The organism is Flavobacterium keumense (assembly GCF_029866485.1).
Lineage (GTDB): Bacteria > Bacteroidota > Bacteroidia > Flavobacteriales > Flavobacteriaceae > Flavobacterium > Flavobacterium keumense.
In genome coordinates this window covers 1709719-1735584 of sequence record NZ_CP092332.1, presented here as the reverse complement: position 1 = coordinate 1735584, position 25866 = coordinate 1709719, and the positions used below count along the sequence as shown (strand labels likewise).

The window sequence follows — 25866 nt, the reverse complement described above, 5'->3', positions numbered from 1 at the left end:
GAAATGAAACAAGTATTTGCATTTTTAGCTTTAATCAATTTAGTAGCCTGTAGCAAAAGTAGCGACAAAGCAGATGGTTACGGAAATTTTGAAGCCACAGAAGTAACTATCTCGGCAGAAGCCAATGGAAAAATTGAATATTTAAACCTTGAAGAAGGAGCCATTTTAGCACCCAATACACCCGTAGGATTAATTGATACTACCCAATTGTATTTGTCTAAACAACAGCTAATTGCTTCCAAAAAGACTATTGCGTCTAAATCTCAAAACGTGTTGTCTCAAACGGCAGTTTTAAAGGAGCAATTGAAAACTACTTTAATAGACCAAAAAAGAATCCAAAATATGTTTGCCGAAAATGCTGCAACCAAACGTCAGGTGGATGAAATCAACGGAAAAGTCAATGTATTGAACGAGCAAATTAAAAGTGTTAAAACACAAGAAGCTCCCATCAACAATGAAGTAAATTCCATCGACGTACAAATTGAAAAGATAAACGACCAAATCAATAAGAGTAAAATTATCAATCCTATAAAAGGAACTGTTTTATCCAAATACAGCGATACAAATGAGATCACTAGTTTTGGAAAACCATTGTACAAAATAGCCAATCTTGACGCTATGACCTTGCGTGTTTACATTAGCGAAAAACAATTAAACCAAATTAAAATAGGTCAAAAAGTTACAGTTAAAATTGATTCCCAAGAAGAAATGAAATCGTACCCTGGAACTATTGCTTGGATTGCTTCATCAGCAGAATTTACACCCAAAATAATTCAAACGAAGGAAGAGCGTGCTAATTTAGTTTATGCTGTAAAAGTAACTGTAAAAAATGATGGTAGTCTAAAAATTGGAATGCCTGCCGAAATGTGGATTCAATAAACAATGAGCATTCTTGTTACTAACATATCCAAATTTTATAAAAACTTCAAGGCCATTGAAGCCATTTCTTTTGAAGTAAAAGAAGGAGAATTATTTGGTCTAATTGGTCCAGACGGAGCAGGAAAGACAACAATTTTCAGAATTCTAACCACCTTACTCCTTCCTGATGAAGGCTCTGCTACTGTGGCTGGATTTGATATTGTACAAGAGTACAAATCCATACGTAATTCTGTAGGTTATATGCCAGGTAAATTTTCGCTCTACCAAGATTTATCTGTGGAGGAGAATCTTCGATTTTTTGCCACCATTTTTGGAACCACTATTGAAGAAAATTACGACTTGATTCGGGATATTTACATTCAAATTGAACCTTTTAAAAAACGACGTGCTGGAGCGCTTTCAGGGGGAATGAAACAAAAACTAGCCTTATGTTGTGCTTTGATTCACAAACCTAAAGTATTATTTCTTGACGAACCCACAACGGGGGTAGATCCCGTTTCACGGAAAGAATTTTGGGAAATGTTAAAGCGATTACAACAAAAAGGAATTACTATTTTGGTTTCGACACCCTATATGGACGAAGCGGCTTTGTGTGACCGAATTGCCTTAATTCAAAAAGGGAGAATCTTTGAAATTGATAGTCCGCAAAACATCATTTCTAATTATTCGAAAACTATCTATGCCGTTACTACCAAAAACACCCACCAATTGTTAATTGATTTAAAACAATTTCCAAGTCAATACAGTGTTTTTGCCTTTGGAAAATTCATTCATTATATTGATCAAAAAGCTGATTTTACATCGCAGGATTTACACCGTTATTTAGAAAGTAAGGATCATTCAGCAATAGAAATTCATACTGCTACCCCAACAATTGAGGATGTTTTTATGGATTTAACCACTTTAGAACACTAGGAAATTGGAACAATCAGCTATCATATCAGTACGTAATCTCACTAAAACCTTTGGTGATTTTATAGCCGTCAATAATATTTCGTTTGAGGTTGCCAAAGGTGAAATTTTTGGCTTTTTAGGAGCCAATGGTGCCGGAAAAACTACCGCGATGAAAATGTTAATTGGAATATCCAAACCTAGTTCAGGACAAGCATCTGTTGCGGGATTTGATGTCAGTCATGAATCAGAAATGGTCAAGAAAAACATTGGCTATATGAGTCAAAAATTTTCGTTGTACGATGATTTAACCATCAAAGAAAACATCACTTTTTTTGGAGGTATTTATGGGTTAAGTCGAAAACAAATTAAAGAAAAAACTGCGCTCTTAGTTCAAGAATTAGAACTAGAAGAAGTCATCAATCAATTAGTTAGTGCTTTGCCTTTAGGCTGGAAACAAAAATTAGCTTTTTCGGTGGCGTTATTACATGAACCTAAAATCATTTTTCTTGACGAACCCACTGGAGGGGTTGATCCCATTACTCGAAGGCAATTTTGGGAAATGATTTATGCCCAAGCACATAAAGGTACCACCATTTTTGTTACCACACATTACATGGATGAAGCTGAATATTGTGACCGTGTTTCGATTATGGTGGAGGGAAAAATTGAAGCATTGGATTCTCCAAAAAACTTAAAAAAACATTTCAAAGTCGATTCTATGAATGAAGTTTTCTTGAAATTGGCTCGAAATATCGAATAGGAATTTGCTAAAAAAACAACTGATGAAACGATTTATAGGTTTTGTAACCAAAGAATTCTACCACATTTTCAGGGATAAACGCACCATGTTTATTCTCTTTGGTATGCCTATTGCCCAAATTATGTTATTTGGCTTTGCCATTACAAACGAAATCAATAAAGTTACTATTGCTATTTTGGATCTATCAAAGGATGCCGAAACCCAACAAATAATTACTACCATTAATGCGTCTAAATATTTTGACATCAAACAGGAAATAAGCAATGAAAACGAAATTGAAAATGTCTTTAAAAAAGGAAAAATTAAAGCCGTTCTTGTTTTTGAAAATCATTTTATCAAAAATTTAGAAACCAAAAAACAAGCTAAAGTTCAAGTAATTACTGATGCCACTGACCCTAATATTGCCAATACAATCACGAACTATGTTAATGCAATTTTACAAAACTATGCCCAAAAAATCAATGAAAATCAGCTCCCCCCTTTTTCTATCCAAACTCAAACACAATTGTATTACAATCCTGAATTAAAGAGTGTGTTTAATTTTGTTCCCGGAGTAATGACCGTCATCTTGATGCTTGTTTCGGCCATGATGACCTCCATTTCTATTACAAGAGAAAAGGAATTAGGCACTATGGAAGTCCTTTTAGTTTCGCCACTAAAACCTTTTCAAGTTATTATTGGCAAAGTATTTCCGTATATTTTTCTGTCTATTATTAATGCTACGGTGATTGTACTTTTAGGTTATTTTGTTTTCAAAATGCCGATTGTAGGAAGTGTATTTTTGGTAGCTTTTGAGAGCATCTTATTTATCATTACGGCACTTTCTTTGGGAATTTTAATTTCAACTTTGGCCAATTCGCAACAAACAGCCATGATGTTTTCACTTTTTGCTTTAATGCTTCCCGTGATCATTTTGTCAGGTTTTATTTTCCCAATTTCGAGTATGCCATTGCCGCTGCAAATCATCAGTAATATTATTCCCGCAAAATGGTTTATCATTATTATTAAAGCTGTTTTACTGAAGGGAGCTAGCTTTGAGGTCATTTGGAAAGAAACAGCAATTTTGATTGGGATGACTGCTTTTTTCATTTTTTTAAGTACCAAAAAATATAAAAAGAGACTTGAATAGCGTTTAATATAGTACTACTAACAAATGAAAACCATCTTATTCATCATACAAAAAGAGTTTCGACAAATTTTTAGAAATAGAGGAATGCTTCCTATTATTTTTGTTTTGCCATTGTTACAACTCTTAATTCTGTCCAATGCAGCAAGTTTTGAGGTAAAAAACATTAAATTTTCTTATGTCGATCATGATCACTCCACTGCCTCAAGAGAATTGATTTCAAAATTTGCAGCCTCTAATTATTTCAAAATCATAACCCAATTTGAATCAAAAGACATGGCTAACGAAGCCATGCAAAAAGGGAATGTAGACGTTATACTCGAAATTCCAAATCATTTTGAACGCAATATTCTTAAAAATAAAATAACCGATTTAGCTGTAAGTATCAATGCTATTGATGGTGCTTCGGCAGGAATTGAAAATGTATATATCAATCAGATAATAACCCAATTTAATCAAAATTTACAGAGTCAGTTCCTATCGTTTAATGATGGAAATAGGGTTATTCCTCAAAACATTATTACAAATCCTTCCTTTTGGTACAACAACACCTTGAATTATAAAACCTTTATGGTTCCAGGTATTTTAGTGCTTTTAGTAACTATGCTTACCTTGTTTTTATCTTCAATGAATATTGTTCGAGAAAAAGAAATTGGTACACTAGAACAAATTAATGTGACTCCTATAAAAAAACATCAATTTATCATTGGAAAATTATTTCCTTTCTGGGTTCTAGGCTTGTTTATTCTTAGCATTGGTTTAACCATTGCTAAACTTGTTTTCAATATCCCCATTTTGGGAAATATCGGTTTGATTTATTTGTTTACTTCGGTCTATTCATTTGTTATTTTGGGTATTGGACTAATAATATCCAATTTTACAGAAACCCAACAACAAGCAATGTTTATTGCATGGTTTTTCACGGTGATTTTCATTTTGATGAGCGGATTGTTTACTCCTATCGAAAGTATGCCACAATGGGCTCAAAACATCACTTTGTTCAATCCTATTCGGTATTTTGTTGAAATCGTTCGAATGGTACTGCTTAAAGGTGCTACATTTTCGGATATTTCATTTCAATTTTTAGTAATTGCTGGCTATGCAGTTATTTTAAACGGTATTGCTGTTTGGACTTACAAAAAAGTTAGTTAATTTTATGCCTTATGAAAAACAATCAACATTACAGATTATCCAATTCTGAGTCACTATTCGTAAGGGAACCATTGACACGTCTCAAAAATTTAATTTTTACATTCAAAGTACAATATCATTTCATTAGGGCGTTCCGAAAAATGCATTTTATAGGGCCTTGTGTTACCATTTTTGGTTCTGCTCGATTTGGACCAGAAACCACTCATTATAAAAATGCAGAAAAAATAGGTGCTGCAATGGCTCAATTAGGATTCACTGTAATGACTGGTGGAGGACCTGGAATAATGGAAGCAGCTAACAAAGGTGCTTTTGAAGCAGGAGGCTATTCTGTAGGTTGTAATATTGTCCTTCCTGTAGAACAAAATCCGAATCCGTATCTTAATAAGTGGATTTATATTCCCTATTTTTTTGTTCGAAAAGTAATTTTGGTAAAATACTCGTATGCCTTTGTTGTAATGCCGGGAGGTATGGGAACATTAGATGAATTATTTGAAGCCCTTACTTTAATTCAAACTAAAATGATTAGTGGCTTTCCTGTGGTTATCTTTGACACCGAATACCACAAAGAATTGTGTCATCATATCAAAATCATGGCCGAAAATGAAAGCATTAGTCCTGAGGATATGAATTTACTTTTTGTTACAGACTCTGTAAAAGAGCTTGTTAATCATATCGAAAAAAATAGTATTAAAAAATTTGGTTTAATCAAAGAAAAGTACACCCCAAGATGGTGGTATGGAGAAACTAGGTAACTATTCTTTTATCGTATAAACATTTAATAATGGCTTTTTGTAAGTCAGCTGAATTAATCGGTTTAGAAATATATCCATCCATACCTATTTCAAAGCATTTTTTCTTCTCTTCATTTAAAATACCAGCTGTCAAAGCGATGATTCCAGTTCTTTTATATTTTTCCAATTGTCTAATTTCAAAAGTGGCTTCATACCCATTTTTTTTGGGCATTTGAATATCCATCAATATAATATCTAGTGGAATACTTTTAAAAATAGTTACTGCTTGTTTTCCATTACGAGCCTCATATAGCAACGCTTTTGGAAACATTTTTGATAAAATCTTTTTTACCAAAAGCAAATTAATTTCGTTATCTTCTGCTATTAAGATTTTAATATTTTCTACTTCCATTGAATCAACTTCTGTTATTCTTGATTTAGGAATGAAAGTGGGTTTTAGTTGTTCTTTTCTATTTATTGATGTTCTAAACTGAATTGAAAAATAAAATTCACTTCCTTTTCCAAATTCACTTTTCAAAAACAATTTACTTTGCATCAATCCTAACAATTGATTGGAAATAGATAGCCCTAAACCAGTTCCTCCAAATTTTCTTGTAGTACTTGATTCTTCTTGAACAAACGAATCAAATATCTTTTCTTTATTATGCTTTTTTATCCCTAAACCGGTGTCTTTTACAGAAAAATGTAAGGTTGAGAAATTACCACAGGTTTTTAACTCTGTGATTTCTAATTGAATCTTACCTTCATTAGTAAACTTTATTGCATTGCCTATTAAGTTCACCAAAATTTGCTTCAATCGAATAGAGTCTGAATAAATATATTGAGGAATATTATTCCCAATATTTAATATAAGTTCAATATTCTTTGTAGTGGCTTGATGCTTGAATAAATTAATTACTTGATGGGATAACTCATATAAATCGGTTTCTTCTACATTCAATTCTAAACGACCTTCTTCAATTTTTGAAAAATCAAGAATATCATTAATAATTTCCATTAACAAAATTGCCGATTGATTTACAATACCCATGTACTCGGCTTGGTCTTGGTCTAATTTTGTCTTTAATAATAAATCTGTAAAACCAATTATTCCATTCAAAGGAGTTCGAATTTCATGACTCATATTGGCCAAAAAACTAGATTTTGCTTTATTTGCAGCTTCTGCCTGTTCTTTTGCTTTTATTAGTTCTGTTTCCATCTGATTTGCATCAGTAATATCTATAAAACTGATTACAATCTCTGATAATTCGCCATTATAATTTTTTAATGGAAACCCATTTACTAACAACAAACTAGAATCATTAGTTTTACTGCGGATTACTTTTGCTTTAAAATTTTTAAGTGGTCGACCTGTCTTTAAAATTACATTAACAGGATAATCCTCAACTGCTAATGGTAAATTATTTTCGTCAAAGAATAACCAATATGGATCTGTAGACAACATTGATTTCATCTCCTCAATAGTAACCCCTAAAAGTTCGGCTGCTTTTGGATTACTCATGATAATAGCGGTTTCTAAACTATGAATGACTACTCCTACATCAAGATTACGAAGTAACTCACGATGCCTATCTTCACTATCACGTAATGCCTGCTCGGCTATACTTAAATTGGTGATATCCACTACAGTTATATGACACGATTTCCTATCTAAGTTTAATACCCCTGTTAAATAAACATGGTATATTTGGTTTTCTACGGTAAGACTCAATTCACAACATTCTTTTATCTCTTTATTAAAAATTTTATCAAAAAAAAGATCAAATTCAATTTTGGTTTTTGCAGATACAAAAGTTCTAAATTTAACACCTATTAATTCTTCTTGTTTTATTGCCAATAACTTAGATCCATTATGATTTACTTCCAAGATAGATCCATCATTCGAAAGAGTAAAGTACCCTAATGGGGAAAAGTCATACAAATCAGAATACTTTTGAGTAGCTAACTCAGCCTCTTGGTTTGCTAACATTAGTACTTCGTTTTGTTTTTTAAGATAAACTTGATTCTCCTGTAATTGATGAACAAGATCGATTTTATTAGTATTTACACTATTTGAAGATAAAAATTTACTCAAATAGGGTTCATTTTGAGACATTTCACTTTCTTTATTTTCCATAAATAAAATTGTTTTAGTTTTATAATTATTTGAAAATAAATATTCCAGAAAAGCAAGCATTATAACTTCTTTTTCAAATTAGTTTTATTCATAAATAAATGAAAAAGACAGTTATTGATTTATAAATGTAAGAATTATTTTGTAAAAAAATATAATTTAAACGTTTTTTTATTGTTGTTCTTCTTTTACAAACATAATCCCTCTATTTATTTTTTTAAACCCAAAAAATAAATTAAAGTACTACAAACCAATTATTTAAAAACAAAAGACAAATCTCTTTAAATTTTTTAACAAAAAAATAACACACATTTGTATATACAAATACAAAATATACTACATTTGTATCTACAAATTACATATATACAAATATGACAATTGAAGAAATATTAAAATCTACTGTACCCATGGATAGTTCTAAAAAGATTATCATGAACATTATATATACCCAAAATGTAATTACAGAAAATTTTAATGAAATATTGAAACCTTATGATATTTCATCAGAGCAATTCAATGTGCTGCGTATCTTAAGAGGACAGAAAGGTAATCCTGCCAATATGTGTGTTATTCAAGAGCGAATGTTAGCCAAAACAAGTAATACTACCCGATTAGTTGACAAATTATTGATTAAAGACTTTGTAACAAGAAAAGTTTGCCCCGAGAATAGAAGAAAAATTGAGGTGAAAATTACGCAAAAGGGACTCGATCTACTTCGTGAATTAGACCCTAAAGTAAAAGCACATGAGGATTCATTTTCAAATAATTTAAATGAAGATGAGAAAGCACAGTTAAATCAATTGTTAGAAAAATTTAGAAATCAATAAACAACAATAAATACTATGAGTACATTTTTAGAAAATCAAAATTGGAGATACGCAACAAAGAAATTCGATGCTTCAAAGAAAATTTCAACAGCTGATTTGAATACCTTAAAAGAAGCAATTCGATTAAGTGCCTCTTCTTATGGATTACAACCCTACAAAGTTTTCATTATTGAAAATCCTGAATTAAGAGCTAAATTAGTTGGGGCAGCTTACGGACAAACACAAGTAGCCGACGCTTCTCACCTATTGGTTTTTGCAAACGAATTGAATTTTGGAGCGGCTGGAATTGACCAATTGGCTAACAATATCTGCGCGACTAGAGGTCTTCCATTAGAAGCTATTCAAGGATATGTGGATTATATGAAAGGAAACATCACTGGATTGCCAGAAGAAACTAGAAACATTTGGACATCAAAACAAACTTATTTAGCTTTAGGTAATTTATTAAACGCCGCAGCCGAACTTAAAATTGATGTTACCCCGATGGAAGGTTTTGTTCCTGCCCAAGTAAATGAAATATTAGGATTGGACAAATTAGGCCTAAATGCTTCATTATTAGCTCCTATTGGTTACAGACATGCTGATGATGACACACAATATTACAAAAAAGTAAGAAAATCAAGCGACGAATTATTTATTACACTTTAATTATTATAAACAATCAAATTTAAAAACAAATGAAAAATTTAAAATCAATTGCATTAGCATTAGTTGTAGCTTTAGCTACAGTATCGGTATCAGCTCAAACAAAAAAAATTGACGCTGCAAAAAGTTCTATCAACTGGTTAGGTAAAAAGGTAACTGGACAACACAATGGAACTGTCAACTTTAAAGAAGGTGCTTTAGTTTTCAAAGGAAAAAAAGTAGTTGGAGGAAACTTTACAGTAGATATGAATTCATTAACTGCTACTGATTTACAAGGAGAATACCAAGGAAAATTAAATGGTCACTTAAAAGCAGATGACTTCTTTGGTACAGATAAATTCCCAACTGCAAAATTAGTTTTCAAAAAAATTGCTACAAAAGCTGCTAATGTATTTGCTGTAACTGCTGATTTAACGATCAAAGGTATTACTAAACCAGTAACTTTTGATTTAACTACTACAGCTAATTCAGCAACTGCTAAATTTAATGTTGATAGAACTAAATACGATATTAAATACGGTTCAGGAAGTTTCTTTAGCAATATCGGAGATAAAGCAATTAATGATGAATTTGAGTTAGATGTAACTTTGAAATTTTAATATTTCAAACTCATTGAGTTGTCCTAAAAAAGGTTGACTCGTTAATAATTCAAAAATAGTTAAATCGTAACAGAATTAATTCTGTTACGATTTATTTTTTTCCATTGTTTTAAATGTATTGTTTTTTGTTGATGTGCTTGGTTTGGAGTTATCATATCAATAGACATATGTATCCTAAAATTGTTATATAAAGCAATCGCTTGTGTGACTTGTTTGTTTAAATTTTGATAGTTTTCAAAGATTTCATACAAACCAAATTCTTCTTTTAAGATTCCATTTACTCTTTCAGCTATTGCGTTTTCATAGGGATCGTATGCTTGTGTCATACTAATAAAAATGTTGTTTTTCTTTAACAAATCAGTATACTCTTTACTGCAATATTGTAAACCTCTATCGGAATGGTGAATGAGTTCATTTTGTGTTTTTCTGTCAATTAAAGCCATTTTTAAAGCTTTTACTGTAGTTGAACTCATTAAATTATCTGATAGTTGATGACCTACTATTTTTTTTGAACAAGCATCTGTGAGTAAATGTAAATAATATGTTTTTTCTTTTGTTCGTAAATAAGTTATATCAGCAACCCAAACTTGTTCAGGTCTGTTAAGTTCTATAGTACTAATTAAATTTGGATAACGTCTCATCCAATGTCTTGAGTTTGTTGTTTTATAATATCTTCGGGCTTTAGGAACTTGTAAATATTCGGCTTTTAAAAAATCTAAAAAGGTATCTCTTCCAATTGATATTTGATGTTTTATAAATTCATTTTGTAACATTACATAAAGTTTCTTACCCCCAGTTCGAGGTAATTGCTTACGAACATTTAGAACTAAACTTCGTAATAATTCTGAGCTATATTTAGATGTTTTAACGCTGGATTTCCGTTTGTAAAATGCCTGTTTTGTATATCCAAACAGTTGGCATAACTCATAAGTTGTCAATAAACTACTTGTGCTTATTTCTTCGACTGCTTGGAACCAGACTTTTTTACAATGTCAATTTTAAGTTCGCGTTCGGCTATTTCGATAAATCGTTTGAAAACTTTTAGTTCTTCTTCTTTTTTAGTTAATTGAGCTTCTAATTCTTTGATTCTTTGTTGCTGCGGGTCTTTCATAGGTCTACCAAGTGTTAATTTATCTTCATAGGTAAATTTACCATATTTTTTTAACCACCTTGGAATACAATTATTACCTAAAATAGTGTAGCGTCTACGAAGTTCTGCTTTAGTAAATAAACCTCGCTCAAATTCACTTACAACTTGTCTTTTGAAAGCCTCACTATAAATTTGAGGAGCTCTCTTTAATTTTTGGAATTCTTTTGTTGTTGACATAATTCTTAATTTTTAGTCAACTTTTTTCAGAACAAGACACATAATACAAAAAGCTCTAACCTTTGTTAGAGCTTTTTTTTGTTCAAAAGCAAAAATAGTTGAAAATAAAATTCCTAATTACCAATTCCTGCTTACCTTTGCAGCATTACTAAATTCATCATAATGAACTTACAAAATATCCCACAAATTAAACATACTGAAAGTGGTAACTTTTTTGTATTAGCTGGACCTTGTGCTATTGAAGGCGAAGAAATGGCTTTACGCATCGCTGAAAAATTAGTTGGAATCACAGACAAACTTGAAATCCCTTATGTATTCAAAGGCTCATTCAAAAAAGCCAATCGTTCACGAATTGACAGTTTCTCTGGAATTGGAGATGAAAAAGCATTACAAATTCTTCGTAAAGTATCTGAAACTTTTGGTGTACCAACAGTAACAGATATCCATACTAATGAAGATGCCGATAGAGCAGCACAATATGTGGACGTATTGCAAATTCCTGCTTTTTTAGTTCGCCAAACTGATTTAGTTGTGGCTGCAGCCAACACAGGAAGAGCAGTAAACTTGAAAAAAGGACAATTCATGAGTCCAGAAAGTATGAAACACGCGGTTCAAAAAGTATTGGATTGCAACAATCAAAACGTAATGGTAACGGATAGAGGCACTATGTTTGGGTATCAAGACATGATTGTTGATTTTAGAGGAATCCCTACTATGCAACACTACGCTACCACAGTTCTTGACGTAACCCATTCATTACAACAACCTAACCAGACAGCAGGTGTAACGGGTGGAAGGCCTGATATGATTGAAACCATTGCTAAAGCCGGTATTGCAGTGGGAGTTGATGGAATTTTCATAGAAACCCATTTTGACCCAGCCAATGCTAAAAGTGACGGGGCCAATATGCTCCATTTAGATTATTTTGAAGCACTAATGACTAAGTTAGTCGCTATTCGTAAAACAATTAACCAATTTTAATACACATTGAAAAAAATTGCCCTTATTTCTGCCCTTATTAGCTGTTTTATTACCCAAATTTCACAAGCACAAGACAACATAATTCGAGATAAATACACCGCTCATAACAAGGGAAAATTCTTTTTTTCTTGGGGTGGAAATCGTGAAGTATATTCTAAGTCTGATGTTACTTTCTCTGGTAGTAATTATAATTTTACCATACAAAATATGGTAGCCCATGACAAACCTAAAGGCTGGCATATTGATTATATTAATCCTGGACGTATGACCATTCCTCAAACTAATTTGCGAATGGGATATTTCATCAATGATCATTACAGCGTTGCAATTGGTGTAGATCATATGAAATACGTTATGACTCAAAACCAGATAGCAAATGTAACAGGAACAATTGGAGCGGGACTTCCTTTTAGCGGGACCTATACTAACACTCCTACCGTTATGTCAGAAAGTTTTTTAATGTTTGAGCATACTGATGGATTGAATTATGTAAATACTGAATTTTCAAGACATGATGATATTTCTCAATGGTTTTCAATTTCTGATACCGATAAACTACAAATTAATCTAACAGAAGGAATCGGAGTTGGAATGTTATATCCTAGAACAAATACTACTTTACTTAGTAAACCAAGGTACGATGAATTTCATGTTGCTGGTTATGGCACATCAATCAAAGCTGGGTTGAACTTTACTTTTTTCAAACATTTTTATTTACAAACAGAGATTAAAGGGGGATATATTAACATGCCCGATATTCGAACTACCCAAAGTACCACTGATAGTGCTTCACAAGAATTTTTCTTTTTCCAAAAAATCATTGCTTTTGGTGGAATCTTCAAAATCTAATATAATTGATCCTACAAAAAAAGGCTTCTTTCGAAGCCTTTTTTTATTTTATAATTCCGTTTTGATCTATCAAATACATCAGGGAAGCCATTGTTGCTGCCCCTAATTCTAATTCTCTTTTATTGATAGCATCAAATTTGTCATTCAAAGCGTGATGATAATCAAAATAGCGTTGTGAGTCGGGTTTTAATCCTGCTTTAACCATTTTAAATGAACTCAACGGACCAATATCTGCACCAGCATGACCTTTCACAAAACTATGAATCAAATATGGCTCAAATACATTTTTCCAAGACAAAATTCGTTCAAAATTAGCATCGTCTGCTTCAATAGAAAAACCTCTTGGACTAAATCCCCCCGAATCACTCTCTAATGCAAAAATGTGATTCTCTTTATTGATTTGTGCCAATTCTTCGTATTTCTTACCTCCTCTACCTCCATTTTCTTCATTCATAAATAGGACTACACGAATGGTATTTTTAGGTTGATAACCTATCTGTTTAAAAATACGCAATACCTCCATACTTTGTACAACTCCTGCTCCATCATCATGAGACCCATCTGCCAAATCCCACGAATCTAAATGACCACCAACAACCATAATATTTTCGGGATGTTCGCTTCCTTTAATTTCTCCAACTACATTATACGAAAGCGCCTCCGGCATTTGTACACAAGATTGTTTAAAATAAAATTTCAAACTTGGATTTACTTTTAATTTTTGACTTAACAATTCAGCACCATTAGTACTAATTGCTGCTGTCGGAATATATTCGGCTGGAGGTAAATCGCCATAACTTTGCGCACCCGTATGTGGAAAATCATCCAATCGTAAATTCATGGAACGCACAATGGTTCCCACTGCTCCAAATTTAGCTGCTTCTTTAGCTCCAGCATAACGTTGATCCACACATCCACCATAGGATTTAAAAGTTTCAATATTTACAGGATCCATAGGTCTATTGTAAAAAACAATTTTTCCTTTGATTTTGTCTCCTAGTATTTTTAAGTCTTCAATCCCTTGTACTTCAATCACTTCAGCGGTCAAGCCATTTTTGGGAGTAGCAATTGAACCTCCTAAAGCAGCAATTGGCACAGTGATTTTCGTTTTATTATCCAAAATATACGCGCTTTCCTTTTCGCCACGAACCCATTTTGGCACCATTACTTCTTGTAAGTACACTTTATCTAATCCTAAAGTTTCTAATTGCGTTTTGGTATATTGAACGGCTTTTTCAGCATTTTCTGAACCCGATAATCGAGCACCAATTTTATTTGATAAATGTTCTAACCAAGAATAACATTTCGCATTAGTTAATCCTGCTTTATAAATATCTTTTAGCATTTGCTCGTCTTTGGATTGTGCTACCATTGCTATTCCGTTAAGGAAAACTAATCCTGCTACTATTGACTTTTTCATTTTGTTTTGGTTTATAGATTGGGCAATTTCGGAATTCTTTTTCAAATTAGGTTAACAAAAGGATATAAAAAAACCTGCAAATGAATCTTGCAGGTTTCTAATTTTAGTTTGTCGGCTCAAAACAAATAGCGGTTCCACCTCCTGGAGCCAAGTTCAATTTAATTTTCGAATTAGCAGTAACTTCAACCGTTCGGATGCGATAGGCTATCGGATTTTTTTTCCAATCGGCATCTTTAGCATCTTCATAAATAGTGGCTTTGTATTTTTTCCCTTTGGCCAAAAAGTCCAATTTAATTTCGGTTTGTCTTGCATTTTCATCGGTAATTGCTCCTAAAAACCACGATTGTTTTCCTTTTGCTTTTCTTGCAACTGTCAAATAATCTCCTGGTTCTGCCTCTAAATAAATACTTTCATCCCAATCTAATGCTACGTCTTTGATAAACTGAAAGGCATCCGGATACTTTTCGTAATTTTCTGGTAGGTCGGCTGCCATTTGAATTGGAGAATACATCGTGAGATAGAGTGCCAATTGCTTTGCTAAGGTAGTATGTACTTGCTCCTTTTTATTTTTGTCGTAATGACTCATTTTAATTTCAAAAATTCCTGGCGTATAGTCCATCGGACCTCCCAACTGACGCGTAAACGGTAAAATCGTTTCGTGCATTGGTGGATTACCCACACTCCAAGCGTTGAACTCTGTTCCTCTCGCGGCTTCGGCAGCCACATAATTAGGATACGTTCTTCCCAATCCTGTCGGGTGTGACGACTCGTGTGAATTTACCATCAATTTATAATCAGCAGCACGTTTGACTACATGCGCAAAATGATTTACCATCATTTGTCCATCATGCATTTCACCACGTGGAATAATTTTACCCACATAGCCTGTCTTTACAGCAGGATAATTGTATTTCACCATATTTTCAAAGGCACGATCCAAGCGTCTTTCGTAATTAGACACCGAACCCGAAGTTTCATGATGCATAATCATTTTTACATTCTTTGCTTTGGCGTAAGCCGAAATCGCGGCAATATCAAAATCAGGATAAGGAGTAACAAAGTCAAATACTTCCTCTTTCCAATTGCCCGACCAGTCTTCCCAGCCTTCGTTCCAACCTTCCACTAAAACACCATCAAAACCGTGTTTAGCTGCAAAATCAATATAGCGTTTGGTATTTTCAGTAGTCGCTCCGTGACGCCCTGAAGATGCTAGTTTTGTCCCGAAATCAGTAGTGGCATTTTGCGAACCTGCATAATCCCAAGTCGAATTACCTACGTGCATTTCCCACCAAATTCCAACATATTTCATTGGTTTAATCCAAGAAGTATCGTCAATTTTTGAAGGTTCGTTCAAGTTCAAAATCATTTTAGAGCTGACAATATCACGTGCATCATCACTAATCATAATTGTTCTCCAAGGCGATACACAAGGCGTTTGCAAATAGGCTTTATCGCCAATGGCATTAGGAACTAATTCTGATTTTAATTTGTAATTGGTTACATCAGCTTTTAAATGCATCACAGGATAGTTGACAACCGCTGCTTCAAAAATATTCAAATACACTCCCGATGGCGATTTCATCATCAAAGGCGTTTGTACCGTATATTTCCCAGGAATGGATTTAACGCCAATTCCGTTATTCATATTGATTTTAGAATTGTCAATTTCAGAGAATTTGGTTTCGTTGTATTCGTATTCATTGCTATCAAAATCGCCTGGCAACCAAAATACCTTGTTGTTTTCTGTTAAGTTGAATTGCGTTTCCTCATCAGCAATAATAAAATAATTCAATTCCTTTTGCTTTGGGAAGTCATAGCGAAAAGCTACTCCCTCATCAAAAGCTCTGAATACTAAATTTACTTTTATATTTGTTCCTTTTTGAACTAACCCCACAACCAATTCGTTGTAATGATTTACTATCGAAGCTTGTTCTCCTAAAACGGGTTTCCACGATTCATTGAACGTGTTGTTTTTTGAAGTTTGAATCTCAAAATCAGCATTCAATGCGGTTTTATCTTTTAATTTAATTCCTAAATTGCTCTTCATCACCACTGTTTTGGTTTTATAATTCACCTCATAAGTTGGCTGTCCAGCAGCAGTTAATGCAAAAGTTAACGCAATTTTACCTGATGGAGAACTCACTGTTTGCGCTTGTGTAAATCCAAAAGTAAACAAGGCAAAAAGAAAAAATAGTTGTTTCATTTTTATAGTTTTTTAAGACGACGAATATAGTTTTTATTATTGAATTTAGTTCAAGGAATCATAGACTTGATTCGCAATTTCAAGTTCTTCATTGGTAGGAATAACCAATATTTTAGTTTTGGCATTTACCAAATTAATTTCGCGAAGCTGCTTCGAACGGATTTCATTTTTTTCGGTATCCAATGCCAATCCGAAATAATCCATATCGGTACAAACTAATTGTCGAATCAACGATGAATTCTCTCCGATTCCTGCTGTAAATACTATGGCATCCAATCCATTTAAAACGGCAGTATAAGAACCAATGTATTTTTTAATTCGGTAGGCATTCATTGCTAAAGCCAAACGACAATTTTCATCGCCTTTTTCAGCCTGTGCTTCAATATCTCTTAAATCGCTATAACCGGTCAAACCTAACATTCCGCTTTCTTTCTGCAAAAGCGTATTCACTTTGTCCAACGAAAATCCTAAAGTATTCACCAAATAAAAAATAACCGATTGATCAATATCGCCACTACGGGTTCCCATGATGAGTCCATTCATTGGTCCAAAACCTAAAGTATGGTCAATACTCTTCCCGTCTTTAACTGCCGTCATGCTGCATCCATTACCCAAATGAATAGTAATGATTTTTGAAGCTGCACAATTGTTTTCTTGCAAATAAGCAATGGCTTTTTCAGAAACGTATTTGTGACTGGTACCATGAAATCCATACACCCGAATTTTATTTTCGGTCAACAGTGCATTCGGAATGGCATATTTATGTGCTACTACAGGAATAGTTTGATGGAAAGCAGTGTCAAAAACCGCTACTTGTTGTGCTTCAGAAAAAATGGTTTCCGCCACAGTAATTCCTTCTAAATTAGCTGGATTGTGTAAAGGTGCTAAATCAAAAAGTTGCTTTATTTTATCTTTAACCGCTGCTGTAATGACAACCGTATCCGAAAAATCACTTCCGCCATGAACCACTCGATGTCCTACGGCTTGAATCTCTGAAGTACTTTTAATAACACCCACTTTTTCGTCTAACAATAAGTCAGCTATTTTTTCTAACCCTATGGTATGGTTGGGAATGGCTACTATTTCTTCTATTTTATTGTTTTCGGTAGTGTAAGAAAAATTAGAATTTTCCAAACCAATTCGGTCAATCATTCCGCTACAAACAACGGTTTGTGCAGGCATTTCAATCAATTGGTATTTAATAGATGAGCTACCTGAATTTAATATTACAATTTTCATTCTGATACTTTATTTTAATTACAAACCTTGTGCTTGGATTGCCGTAATGACTACTGTATTGATAATATCATCTACCGTACAACCACGGCTTAAATCGTTCACTGGTTTATTTAATCCTTGTAACATTGGGCCAATTGCCAAAGCGCCTGTTTCTCTTTGAACGGCTTTGTAGGTATTATTTCCCGTATTCAAATCAGGAAAAATCAATACACTAGCATGCCCGGCTACTTCAGAGTTAGGCATTTTACTTTGTCCCACTTCCAAATCTACGGCCGCATCGTATTGAATTGGACCTTCAATTTTTAAATCGGGACGTTGTGCTTTCACTATTTCAGTTGCTTTGCGAACTTTATCCACCTCATCCCCTTTTCCAGAAGTCCCTGAGGAGTACGAAAGCATCGCTACTTTGGGTTCGATACCAAAAGCCAGACTTGAGTCGGCAGAAGAAATTGCAATCTCAGCCAATTGCTCCGCTGTTGGATTCGGATTAATCGCACAATCGCCAAAAACCGAAACACGGTCTTCCAAACACATAAAAAATACCGAAGAAACAACCGAACAATTGGGTTTTGTTTTAATAAATTGTAAAGCCGGTAAAATTGTATGTTGTGTCGTGTGCGCCGCTCCCGAAACCATTCCATCAGCATGCCCTTTGTACACCATCATCGTTCCAAAATACGACACATCCTCTAACAAATCTTTGGCCATAGCCATAGACACATTCTTCGCTTTTCGCAATTCATAATACGTATTGACATAATCGTCATAGTGTTCCGATTCAATTGGATTGATGATTTGCACTTTGGAAAAATCAAAGTCCAAACCTAATTCGGTAACTTTATTTTCTATTTGTTTTTTGTTACCAATAATCGAAATATCCACCACATCCATAGCTAAAAGTCGGGCTGCTGCAATGATAATTCGCTCATCACTACCTTCGGGCAAGACAATATGTTTTCGGTGCATTTTGGCACGTTTAACTAAGTTGTATTGGAACATTTTTGGTGTCATACCCTCGGCTTTAAAAGTGATTAACTTTTGAGCCAAATTCTCCATATCAACAAACTTTTCAAACGTAGTAATTGAAGTGGCTATTTTTTGTTTGTTATTGGCATAGATTTTAGATTTAATAGATCCTATTCTATTGGTAATATAATACGTCCCTTCTTCTACAGAAATAATGGGAACCACTGGCGAAAGCCCTTCAATCAATTTCAAAATACTAGGCTCAGGCAAAATGTTTCCTGTCAAAACAATACCTGCTATCGTAGGATAATTAACCGACTCATTGGCTTGTAAAGCTCCTAAAATTATATCGGCACGATCGCCTGGTGTAATGACCAAACTATCTTCTTTAAGATGGACTAAATAATTACACAATTGCATTGCTCCTACACTAAAATTACTGGTTTGGTTATTCAAATACGTTTCTCCAAACAATACTTTAGCATTCAAATCGGTTACAATTTCTTGAACTGTAGGATGGTTCAAACTTGCAATTACAGGAATTGTATTGATTAATATTGGTTCTGGAAGATTTTTTTTCAAACCAGCAGTTACTAATTCAATATTTTGAGGTTGCACTTTATTGGCAAAAATAGCCAAAACTTCTACCTCTTTGAGCTTGAACGAATCATAAACAAGATGCAAACTATCGATTAGTTCTTCCAATGTTTTACCTACTCCCGAGCCTACAATTACCGTTGGAATTCCTAAATTTTTAGCAATCAAGACATTCATGTCTAACTCAATGGCTGTTCCTTCACCTGTAAAACTAGTTCCTTCTACCAATACAAAGTCAAAGCGTTCTTCAAGACGTTTGTATTTCTCAATGATCAAATCAATGACATCCCCTAGTTTGCCTTTGTTTTTCTTCTTGATCAGTTTACTTTTAGTAATGGCATAGGCATCTTCAAATTGAATATCCAAACCAAAATGAGTAATCACCGTTTCAATGTGATTGTCAAATCCGCCTTCTTCAATATCCTCGATAATAGGTCTAAAATAACCTACTTTGGCTGTTTTGCCAATTAGCATACTCATCAAACCTAAAGTGACAATTGATTTTCCACTGCTTGGCTCACTTGTAGCTATATATATAGATTTACTCATACTTTTTCTTTTTAATTGGTAAACAAATTAAAACCATCTCCTTTTTTTGAAATAAAATAGCATTGTAATACCAATCAATACCATAATTCCAATAACAGTATAATACCCATACGAATAGTGTAACTCGGGCATATTCTCAAAGTTCATTCCGTAAACTCCAACAATAAATGTCAACGGAATAAAAATAGCCGAAACAATAGTCAAAGTTTTCATAATCTCGTTCATCTTATGTGTTTGAAATGAAAAGAAAAAATTAGAAGCGCTCTCAAGAGCTCCCATATCTGCATCTATCTGCTCTAACAATTCTAAACTCTTTTGATGCAAGCGAGCAAAAAAACTAAAATTTTCAGTTTCTATTACATTAAAAACATTGTCGTCTTTTATGCTTTTGATATCATATAATGAATCGCGCAACGGAATAATAGAACGCTTTAAAAAGTTAAAATTATCACGGTGTTTTTCTATTTTTTCAAGAATAATAGGATCATCACTTTTTTTAGAAAGATTAATTAATTCTTCTACTTTATCCTCTTCATGTTCTAAAGTAATATAAAAATTTTCCATCACTGCATCGAGTAAAATGTACATCAAATAATCGGCTTTCTTTGATCGTACAATACCCGAATGAGTACGAATACGTTCCCTAATATGAATAAAGAAATCACTTCGTTTTTCTTGAAACGACAGCAAAACGCCATCTTTAATCAAAAAACTGATTTGTTCTACCTGAATATTATCGGAATGTTCTGTGGGTAATAGCGATTTAATATTAAAAAACAACACCTCTTGTTGTTCTTCTAATTTAGTGCGTTTGGTAGTATTTAGAATATCGGCCAACATAAAGTTGTCAATGGTAAAATAATCACCAACGGCTTTAACCAATTCCAAATCATTTAGGCCATGAACATTAAGCCAATTGGTTTTTCCAACAACAATACTTTTGTCAAAATCAGCAACCTTTATTTTATGATATTCCGTTAAGTCGGAATCATTGTAGACAAACAATTGCATTTCTGATTCGTGACTTTTATGAAGTCCAGTATACTCCAAATGGAAAGGCTGTACTTTACGACCCTTCTTATATCTAATTTTTCTCATAAATAAATTCCAGTTTAAAGCATCTAATAGTATAAAAGTCATCACAAAAATAGGTAGAAATTAACTCTAACTAATATGAGATTAATCATATTTATGAAAAAATTATTGTATGTGTCTTTTGATAATATCGAAACAAAACTACCCGTCTATACAATTATTTTAAAAATATATCAATAGATTTGAATATTCGTAGTAGGTTTACGAATAACAATTGTCTTATTCTACCAATAACATAGTATTAATTTAAAAAAGAGGAATTAAATGGTAAAACTAAAATCGAGTTTAATTGTTGTGAGTTTTCTTGTGTGCTTTAGTCAAGGTGCATTGAGTCAAAACAAAAAAAAGAAAGATGCAGTAAAACCTGTTGTTGCAGCTACAGAACCCCCTAAAACTGACGCGAAAAAAGGACCAAAACCTTATAACAAAGTAATTGACACTACGGCGGTTACTCAAAAAGGGCTAATTGACATCCACAAAATGGATTCTAAATACCTTTTTGAAATTCCAGCTAGTTTATTAGATACTGAAATCATGACCATTACTAGATTTTCAAAAACTCCTGCTGGTGGTGGAATTTTTGGTGGTGAAGAAGTCAACCGACAAGTAATTCAATTTGAAAAAGGACTAAATAATACTTTGTTATTGCGTTCTATCAGTTATGTAATAATGTCGCCTGATGGAGACAAACCATTAGCCCAAGCGGTGAAAAACTCATCTACAAATCCAATTATCGGAAACTATGATATTTTAGCTATAAAAAAAGGAGATGATGGTAAAGAAGTTTCATACGTTATTGATATGACTCCTACATTTGATGCCGATGTACAAACATTTTCATTAGATCCTGTCAAAAAACAAACATTAAGTATTCAGACATTCCAAAAAGAGAAATCATTTATTCAAAAAATCAGCAGTTTTCCTATCAATACCGAAATCAGAACTGTAAAAACTTTCTCTACAGTACCTGCTTTACTTTCGGTTAATCCAATGCCTAAAATTGGAACCAACTTACCTGCTGGTTTGGATTCAGGATTTTTGACTGTAGAACTTAATACATCCATGATTGCTTTACCCAAAAATCCAATGCGCAAAAGAACATTTGATGCACGTGTAGGGTATTTTGCCAATCAATATGGTATTTTTGAAGAAGAATCACACAAATCAGACACTGAAGTTTTTGCTGTTAGATGGCGTTTGGAACCTAAATCAAAAGAAGATGCTGCCAAACAAAAAAGAGGTGAGTTAATCGAACCTGCTAAACCTATTGTGTATTATATAGATCCTGCAACACCAGACAAATGGAAAAAATACATCAAACAAGGTATTGACGATTGGCAAGTAGCTTTTGAACATGCTGGATGGAAAAATGCGATTCGTGGCGAATATTGGCCAGAAAATGATCCTACGATGAGTTTAGAAGATGCGCGTTTCTCTGTATTGCGTTATTTTGCCGCTGAAATCCAAAATGCATACGGACCAAACGTTCACGATCCAAGAACAGGTGAAATTTTGGAAAGCCACATTGGTTGGTATCATAATATTATGAGTTTATTACGCAATTGGTACTTAATTCAAACTGCTGCAGTTGATCCTGCTGCCAGAAAAAAACAATTTGATGACAACTTAATGGGTGAATTAATTCGTTTTGTGTCCTCACACGAAGTAGGTCATACTTTAGGATTGCGTCATAACATGGGAGCTAGTTCAGCTACACCTGTCGAAAAATTGAGAGATGCTACCTTCCAAGAAAAGAACGGACATACTTCTTCTATCATGGACTATGCCCGTTTCAATTATGTAGCACAACCTGAAGATGGTGTAAAACATTTGTTCCCAAGAATTGGAGATTATGACAAATGGGCTATTAAGTGGGGATATTCTTATTTTGACGATGCCAAAACTGAAAAAGAAGAAAAGGCCATCTTAAACGAGATGACTAAAGAAGCATATAAAAATCGTCGTCTTTGGTTTGGTACAGAAACTAGCCCATACGACCCACGTTACCAAACAGAAGATATCGGAGACAATGCAATGAAAGCATCGGCTTACGGAATAAAAAACCTAAAACGTATTATTCCAAACCTATTGGAATGGAGTAAAGAAAAAGGTGAAAGTTATGCTGAATTAGACGAATTATATTCAGCACTTACAGGACAGTTCAGACGTTATTTAGGGCACGTTACTAAAAACGTAGGAGGAATTTATGATTCACCTAAAACCTATGATATGGGTGGTAACCAATTTGAAGTAGTACCAAGAAGTATTCAAAAAGAAGCGGTTAGTTTCTTAAATACACATTTATTTGCTACGCCAAAATGGTTAATAAACCAAAATGTATTGGCAAAAATCAACCCAGAAAATGGTGTTGAAGCCATCAAAGCAATGCAAGAATCTACCTTGAGCAATTTATTAGCAGGAGACCGAATGGTGCGTTTGTTTGAAGGTTCGTCTATCAATAAAAACAACTATTCTGTAGATGAATTAATGACCGACTTACGAAATGGAATTTTTACCGAATTAAAATCAAACAAACCTATCGATATTTACAGAAGAAACCTTCAAAAAGTATTTATTGATAAAGTAACTGGCTTATTGAATCCAGGAAATGCTTCGGTACGTTCAGTTCCTGTTGGAGTAACATATGGTTTCAATTCAAGAACAGTTAATTTGAATCAAACTGATTTACCTTCTATTGCTAGAGGACAATTAGTGAGTTTGAAATCGAATATCAAAGCAACTGCTTCTAAATCAACAGACCGATTAAGCAAATTACATTTATTGGATTTGGTATCCAGAATTGACAAAGCTTTAGACCCAAAATAAAAAATCCGACTTTCATAAGTCGGATGAATTACAATAAAAAACCGAGCTATTACTAGCTCGGTTTTTTGTTTATATAAATGAAATAGTTATTATTTCACTTCCTCGAAGTCAACGTCTTCTACATTGTCTCCTGATTGCGCATCCCCTTGAGGTTGTGCATCTGCTTGACCTTGTTCACCTTGAGCATACATCGCTTCTGTAGCTTTTTTCCAAGCTGCATTGATATTGTCCAAAGCCGTTTGAATTGCTGGAATGTCTTGAGATTGGTGTGCCATTCTCAATTCAGTCAAAGCATACTCGATAGCCACTTTGTTATCATCAGATAATTTATCACCTAATTCTTTCAATTGACTTTCTGTTTGGAAGATCATTCCGTCAGCTTCGTTCAATTTTTCAGCTTTTTCTCTAGCTGCTTTATCTGCATCCGCATTTGCTTCAGCATCTTTTTTCATTTTCTCGATTTCTTCAGCTGTTAATCCAGAAGAAGCTTCGATGCGAATGTCGTGCGATTTTCCAGTTCCTTTATCAGTAGCCGAAACTTTGATGATACCATTAGCATCAATATCAAAAGTTACTTCAATTTGAGGCACTCCTCTTGGTGCTGGTGGAATACCATCTAAGTGGAAACGACCAATTGTTTTGTTATCAGCAGCCATTGCTCTAGCTCCTTGCAATACGTGGATTTCAACAGATGGTTGAGAATCAGCAGCAGTAGAGAATACTTGTGATTTTTTTGTTGGAATAGTGGTGTTAGCCTCAATTAATGTAGTCATTACACCACCCATAGTTTCGATACCTAAAGAAAGAGGTGTTACGTCAAGTAACAATACATCTTTTACATCTCCAGATAAAACTCCACCTTGGATAGCTGCTCCAATAGCTACTACCTCATCAGGGTTTACTCCTTTAGACGCTTTTTTACCGAAGAATTTTTCTACTTCGTCAGCAATTCTTGGCATACGAGTAGAACCTCCCACTAAGATTACTTCGTCAATATCAGAAGTAGATAAACCTGCATCTTTCAACGCTTTAGCCACTGGTTCCATAGAACGTTTTACTAAAGCATCAGACAATTGCTCAAATTTAGCTCTTGTTAATTTTTTTACTAAGTGTTTAGGTCCTGAAGCTGTCGCAGTTACATAAGGCAAGTTGATTTCAGTTTCTGCTGAAGATGACAACTCAATTTTCGCCTTTTCAGCAGCTTCTTTGATACGTTGCAAAGACATTGGGTCTTCACGCAAGTCAATTCCTTCTTCTGCTTTGAATTCGTCTGCTAACCAATCAATGATTGTTTGGTCAAAATCATCACCTCCTAAGTGTGTATCTCCATTAGTAGATAATACTTCAAATACACCATCTCCTAATTCTAGAATAGAGATATCAAAAGTTCCTCCACCTAAATCGTAAACAGCGATTTTTTGATCTTTACCTTTTTTATCTAAACCGTAGGCTAATGCAGCAGCAGTTGGTTCATTGATGATACGCATTACTTTCAAACCAGCAATTTCTCCAGCTTCTTTAGTAGCTTGACGTTGTGCATCATTAAAGTAAGCAGGAACTGTAATAACAGCTTCCGTTACAGTTTGCCCTAAATAATCTTCGGCTGTTTTTTTCATTTTTTGAAGTGTCATAGCTGACAATTCTTGCGCAGTATATAAACGACCATCAATATCTACACGTGGTGTATTGTTGTCTCCTTTTACTACTTTGTAAGGTGTTCTTTTTGCTTCTTCAGCAGTTTCAGCAAAGTTTCTTCCCATAAAACGCTTGATAGAAGCGATCGTTTTAGTAGGATTTGTTACTGCTTGTCTTTTTGCAGGATCTCCCACTTTAATTTCTCCACCCTCAACAAAAGCAATGATAGAAGGCGTTGTTCTTTTTCCTTCTGAATTAGGGATAACAACTGCCTCTTGACCTTCCATTACAGAAACGCAAGAGTTAGTGGTACCTAAGTCAATTCCGATGATTTTACCCATTTTTGATTCTATTTAATTTAATTAGATATTCGATTTACTAACTCGAACTCCATAAGTCAATCATTATGCCAAGTCCCTGACAGTATAGAAA

20 protein-coding genes are annotated in these 25866 nt (G+C 33.8%); 12 read left to right on the top strand and 8 right to left on the bottom strand.

Translation table 11 applies throughout. The annotated features are described in order from the left end of the window. Positions 1 to 3: 3 nt before the first annotated feature. The 6 genes from MG292_RS07795 to MG292_RS07770 all read left to right on the top strand — a co-directional run bounded on the left by MG292_RS07795 (position 4) and on the right by MG292_RS07770 (position 5563). Positions 4 to 879, top strand: a complete 876-nt coding sequence (locus MG292_RS07795; protein ID WP_264533285.1) for an HlyD family secretion protein — start codon at positions 4 to 6, stop codon at positions 877 to 879. A gap of 3 nt (positions 880 to 882) precedes the next feature. Further along, positions 883 to 1794 carry an ABC transporter ATP-binding protein gene (locus tag MG292_RS07790; RefSeq protein WP_264533286.1) on the top strand — a complete coding sequence of 304 codons (912 nt, stop codon included), beginning with the start codon at positions 883 to 885 and terminating at the stop codon, positions 1792 to 1794. Positions 1795 to 1798: 4 nt separating this feature from the next. Continuing rightward, the gene (locus MG292_RS07785) at positions 1799 to 2533 is read left to right on the top strand and encodes an ABC transporter ATP-binding protein (protein WP_264533287.1); all 735 of its coding nucleotides are present in this window, start codon (positions 1799 to 1801) and stop codon (positions 2531 to 2533) included. Between the two features lie 22 nt (positions 2534 to 2555). Further along, positions 2556 to 3662 (top strand): ABC transporter permease, encoded by a 1107-nt coding sequence (locus MG292_RS07780; RefSeq protein WP_264533288.1) that lies wholly within the window; start codon positions 2556 to 2558, stop codon positions 3660 to 3662. Positions 3663 to 3686: 24 nt separating this feature from the next. After that, positions 3687 to 4811: an ABC transporter permease gene (locus tag MG292_RS07775; protein WP_264533289.1), complete on the top strand. Its 1125-nt coding sequence runs from the start codon at positions 3687 to 3689 to the stop codon at positions 4809 to 4811. A 140-nt stretch (positions 4812 to 4951) separates the two neighbouring features. Beyond that, positions 4952 to 5563 carry an LOG family protein gene (locus MG292_RS07770; RefSeq protein WP_264533290.1) on the top strand — a complete coding sequence of 204 codons (612 nt, stop codon included), beginning with the start codon at positions 4952 to 4954 and terminating at the stop codon, positions 5561 to 5563. Here MG292_RS07770 and MG292_RS07765 read toward each other — a convergent pair. After that, positions 5556 to 7679: a PAS domain-containing hybrid sensor histidine kinase/response regulator gene (locus MG292_RS07765; protein WP_264533291.1), complete on the bottom strand. Its 2124-nt coding sequence runs from the start codon at positions 7677 to 7679 to the stop codon at positions 5556 to 5558. The two genes, MG292_RS07770 and MG292_RS07765, sit on opposite strands and share 8 nt — an antisense overlap. 368 nt (positions 7680 to 8047) lie before the next feature. Between MG292_RS07765 and MG292_RS07760 the strand changes: the two genes are divergently transcribed. Genes MG292_RS07760 through MG292_RS07750 form a run of 3 tightly spaced genes read left to right on the top strand, consistent with a single transcriptional unit; the run spans position 8048 to position 9747 of the window. Further along, positions 8048 to 8503: a MarR family winged helix-turn-helix transcriptional regulator gene (locus tag MG292_RS07760; RefSeq protein ID WP_264533292.1), complete on the top strand. Its 456-nt coding sequence runs from the start codon at positions 8048 to 8050 to the stop codon at positions 8501 to 8503. Between the two features lie 15 nt (positions 8504 to 8518). Then, positions 8519 to 9151: an NAD(P)H-dependent oxidoreductase gene (locus tag MG292_RS07755; RefSeq protein WP_264533293.1), complete on the top strand. Its 633-nt coding sequence runs from the start codon at positions 8519 to 8521 to the stop codon at positions 9149 to 9151. A 29-nt stretch (positions 9152 to 9180) separates the two neighbouring features. Continuing rightward, positions 9181 to 9747 carry a YceI family protein gene (locus tag MG292_RS07750; RefSeq protein WP_264533294.1) on the top strand — a complete coding sequence of 189 codons (567 nt, stop codon included), beginning with the start codon at positions 9181 to 9183 and terminating at the stop codon, positions 9745 to 9747. Between the two features lie 59 nt (positions 9748 to 9806). Here MG292_RS07750 and MG292_RS07745 read toward each other — a convergent pair. Then, positions 9807 to 11074, bottom strand: a protein-coding gene (locus MG292_RS07745) for an IS3 family transposase (protein ID WP_264532517.1) whose coding sequence is annotated in 2 segments (ribosomal slippage) — positions 9807 to 10735 and positions 10735 to 11074 — 1269 coding nt in all. Because the reading frame shifts where the segments join, the coding sequence is not laid out codon by codon here. 162 nt (positions 11075 to 11236) lie between these two features. On the opposite strand from MG292_RS07745, the gene kdsA reads away from it, so the two are divergent. Both kdsA and MG292_RS07735 read left to right on the top strand, forming a co-directional pair. Next, a complete protein-coding gene (kdsA, locus tag MG292_RS07740) occupies positions 11237 to 12055 on the top strand; it encodes a 3-deoxy-8-phosphooctulonate synthase (RefSeq protein ID WP_264533295.1) in 819 nt (272 codons plus the stop codon). Positions 12056 to 12061: 6 nt separating this feature from the next. Then, positions 12062 to 12904 carry a hypothetical protein gene (locus MG292_RS07735; protein ID WP_264533296.1) on the top strand — a complete coding sequence of 281 codons (843 nt, stop codon included), beginning with the start codon at positions 12062 to 12064 and terminating at the stop codon, positions 12902 to 12904. Positions 12905 to 12947: 43 nt separating this feature from the next. Here MG292_RS07735 and MG292_RS07730 read toward each other — a convergent pair whose 3' ends face one another. From MG292_RS07730 to corA, 5 genes are all read right to left on the bottom strand, one after another. Then, the gene (locus MG292_RS07730) at positions 12948 to 14324 is read right to left on the bottom strand and encodes a M20/M25/M40 family metallo-hydrolase (RefSeq protein ID WP_264533297.1); all 1377 of its coding nucleotides are present in this window, start codon (positions 14322 to 14324) and stop codon (positions 12948 to 12950) included. Between the two features lie 103 nt (positions 14325 to 14427). Next, positions 14428 to 16527: a glycoside hydrolase family 97 protein gene (locus tag MG292_RS07725; RefSeq protein ID WP_264533298.1), complete on the bottom strand. Its 2100-nt coding sequence runs from the start codon at positions 16525 to 16527 to the stop codon at positions 14428 to 14430. Between the two features lie 45 nt (positions 16528 to 16572). Further along, positions 16573 to 17766, bottom strand: coding sequence for an acetate/propionate family kinase (locus tag MG292_RS07720; RefSeq protein ID WP_264533299.1), 1194 nt, complete (start codon positions 17764 to 17766; stop codon positions 16573 to 16575). A gap of 18 nt (positions 17767 to 17784) precedes the next feature. Continuing rightward, on the bottom strand, positions 17785 to 19878 hold the full coding sequence (gene pta, locus MG292_RS07715; RefSeq protein ID WP_264533300.1) for a phosphate acetyltransferase: 2094 nt from the start codon (positions 19876 to 19878) through the stop codon (positions 17785 to 17787). A 27-nt stretch (positions 19879 to 19905) separates the two neighbouring features. Then, the gene (gene corA, locus MG292_RS07710; protein WP_264533301.1) at positions 19906 to 20976 is read right to left on the bottom strand and encodes a magnesium/cobalt transporter CorA; all 1071 of its coding nucleotides are present in this window, start codon (positions 20974 to 20976) and stop codon (positions 19906 to 19908) included. A 261-nt stretch (positions 20977 to 21237) separates the two neighbouring features. Here corA and MG292_RS07705 point away from each other — a divergent pair, with 261 nt between their 5' ends. Continuing rightward, the gene (locus tag MG292_RS07705; RefSeq protein ID WP_264533302.1) at positions 21238 to 23799 is read left to right on the top strand and encodes a zinc-dependent metalloprotease; all 2562 of its coding nucleotides are present in this window, start codon (positions 21238 to 21240) and stop codon (positions 23797 to 23799) included. An 89-nt stretch (positions 23800 to 23888) separates the two neighbouring features. Here MG292_RS07705 and dnaK read toward each other — a convergent pair whose 3' ends face one another. Then, entirely contained in the window at positions 23889 to 25775 is a 1887-nt protein-coding gene (dnaK, locus tag MG292_RS07700) for a molecular chaperone DnaK (RefSeq protein WP_264533303.1), read from the bottom strand. Positions 25776 to 25866: the final 91 nt, after the last annotated feature.

Bases quoted from the DNA above. Each gene is read 5' to 3' on its own strand.
- MG292_RS07795 (WP_264533285.1), top strand. From the start codon at position 4: ATGAAACAAGTATTTGCATTTTTAGCTTTAATCAATTTAGTAGCCTGT.
- MG292_RS07790 (WP_264533286.1), top strand. From the start codon at position 883: ATGAGCATTCTTGTTACTAACATATCCAAATTTTATAAAAACTTCAAG.
- MG292_RS07780 (WP_264533288.1), top strand. From the start codon at position 2,556: ATGAAACGATTTATAGGTTTTGTAACCAAAGAATTCTACCACATTTTC.
- MG292_RS07775 (WP_264533289.1), top strand. From the start codon at position 3,687: ATGAAAACCATCTTATTCATCATACAAAAAGAGTTTCGACAAATTTTT.
- MG292_RS07770 (WP_264533290.1), top strand. From the start codon at position 4,952: ATGCATTTTATAGGGCCTTGTGTTACCATTTTTGGTTCTGCTCGATTT.
- MG292_RS07765 (WP_264533291.1), bottom strand. From the start codon at position 7,679: ATGGAAAATAAAGAAAGTGAAATGTCTCAAAATGAACCCTATTTGAGT.
- MG292_RS07760 (WP_264533292.1), top strand. From the start codon at position 8,048: ATGACAATTGAAGAAATATTAAAATCTACTGTACCCATGGATAGTTCT.
- MG292_RS07755 (WP_264533293.1), top strand. From the start codon at position 8,519: ATGAGTACATTTTTAGAAAATCAAAATTGGAGATACGCAACAAAGAAA.
- MG292_RS07750 (WP_264533294.1), top strand. From the start codon at position 9,181: ATGAAAAATTTAAAATCAATTGCATTAGCATTAGTTGTAGCTTTAGCT.
- kdsA (WP_264533295.1), top strand. From the start codon at position 11,237: ATGAACTTACAAAATATCCCACAAATTAAACATACTGAAAGTGGTAAC.
- MG292_RS07730 (WP_264533297.1), bottom strand. From the start codon at position 14,324: ATGAAAAAGTCAATAGTAGCAGGATTAGTTTTCCTTAACGGAATAGCA.
- MG292_RS07725 (WP_264533298.1), bottom strand. From the start codon at position 16,527: ATGAAACAACTATTTTTTCTTTTTGCCTTGTTTACTTTTGGATTTACA.
- MG292_RS07720 (WP_264533299.1), bottom strand. From the start codon at position 17,766: ATGAAAATTGTAATATTAAATTCAGGTAGCTCATCTATTAAATACCAA.
- pta (WP_264533300.1), bottom strand. From the start codon at position 19,878: ATGAGTAAATCTATATATATAGCTACAAGTGAGCCAAGCAGTGGAAAA.
- corA (WP_264533301.1), bottom strand. From the start codon at position 20,976: ATGAGAAAAATTAGATATAAGAAGGGTCGTAAAGTACAGCCTTTCCAT.
- MG292_RS07705 (WP_264533302.1), top strand. From the start codon at position 21,238: ATGGTAAAACTAAAATCGAGTTTAATTGTTGTGAGTTTTCTTGTGTGC.
- dnaK (WP_264533303.1), bottom strand. From the start codon at position 25,775: ATGGGTAAAATCATCGGAATTGACTTAGGTACCACTAACTCTTGCGTT.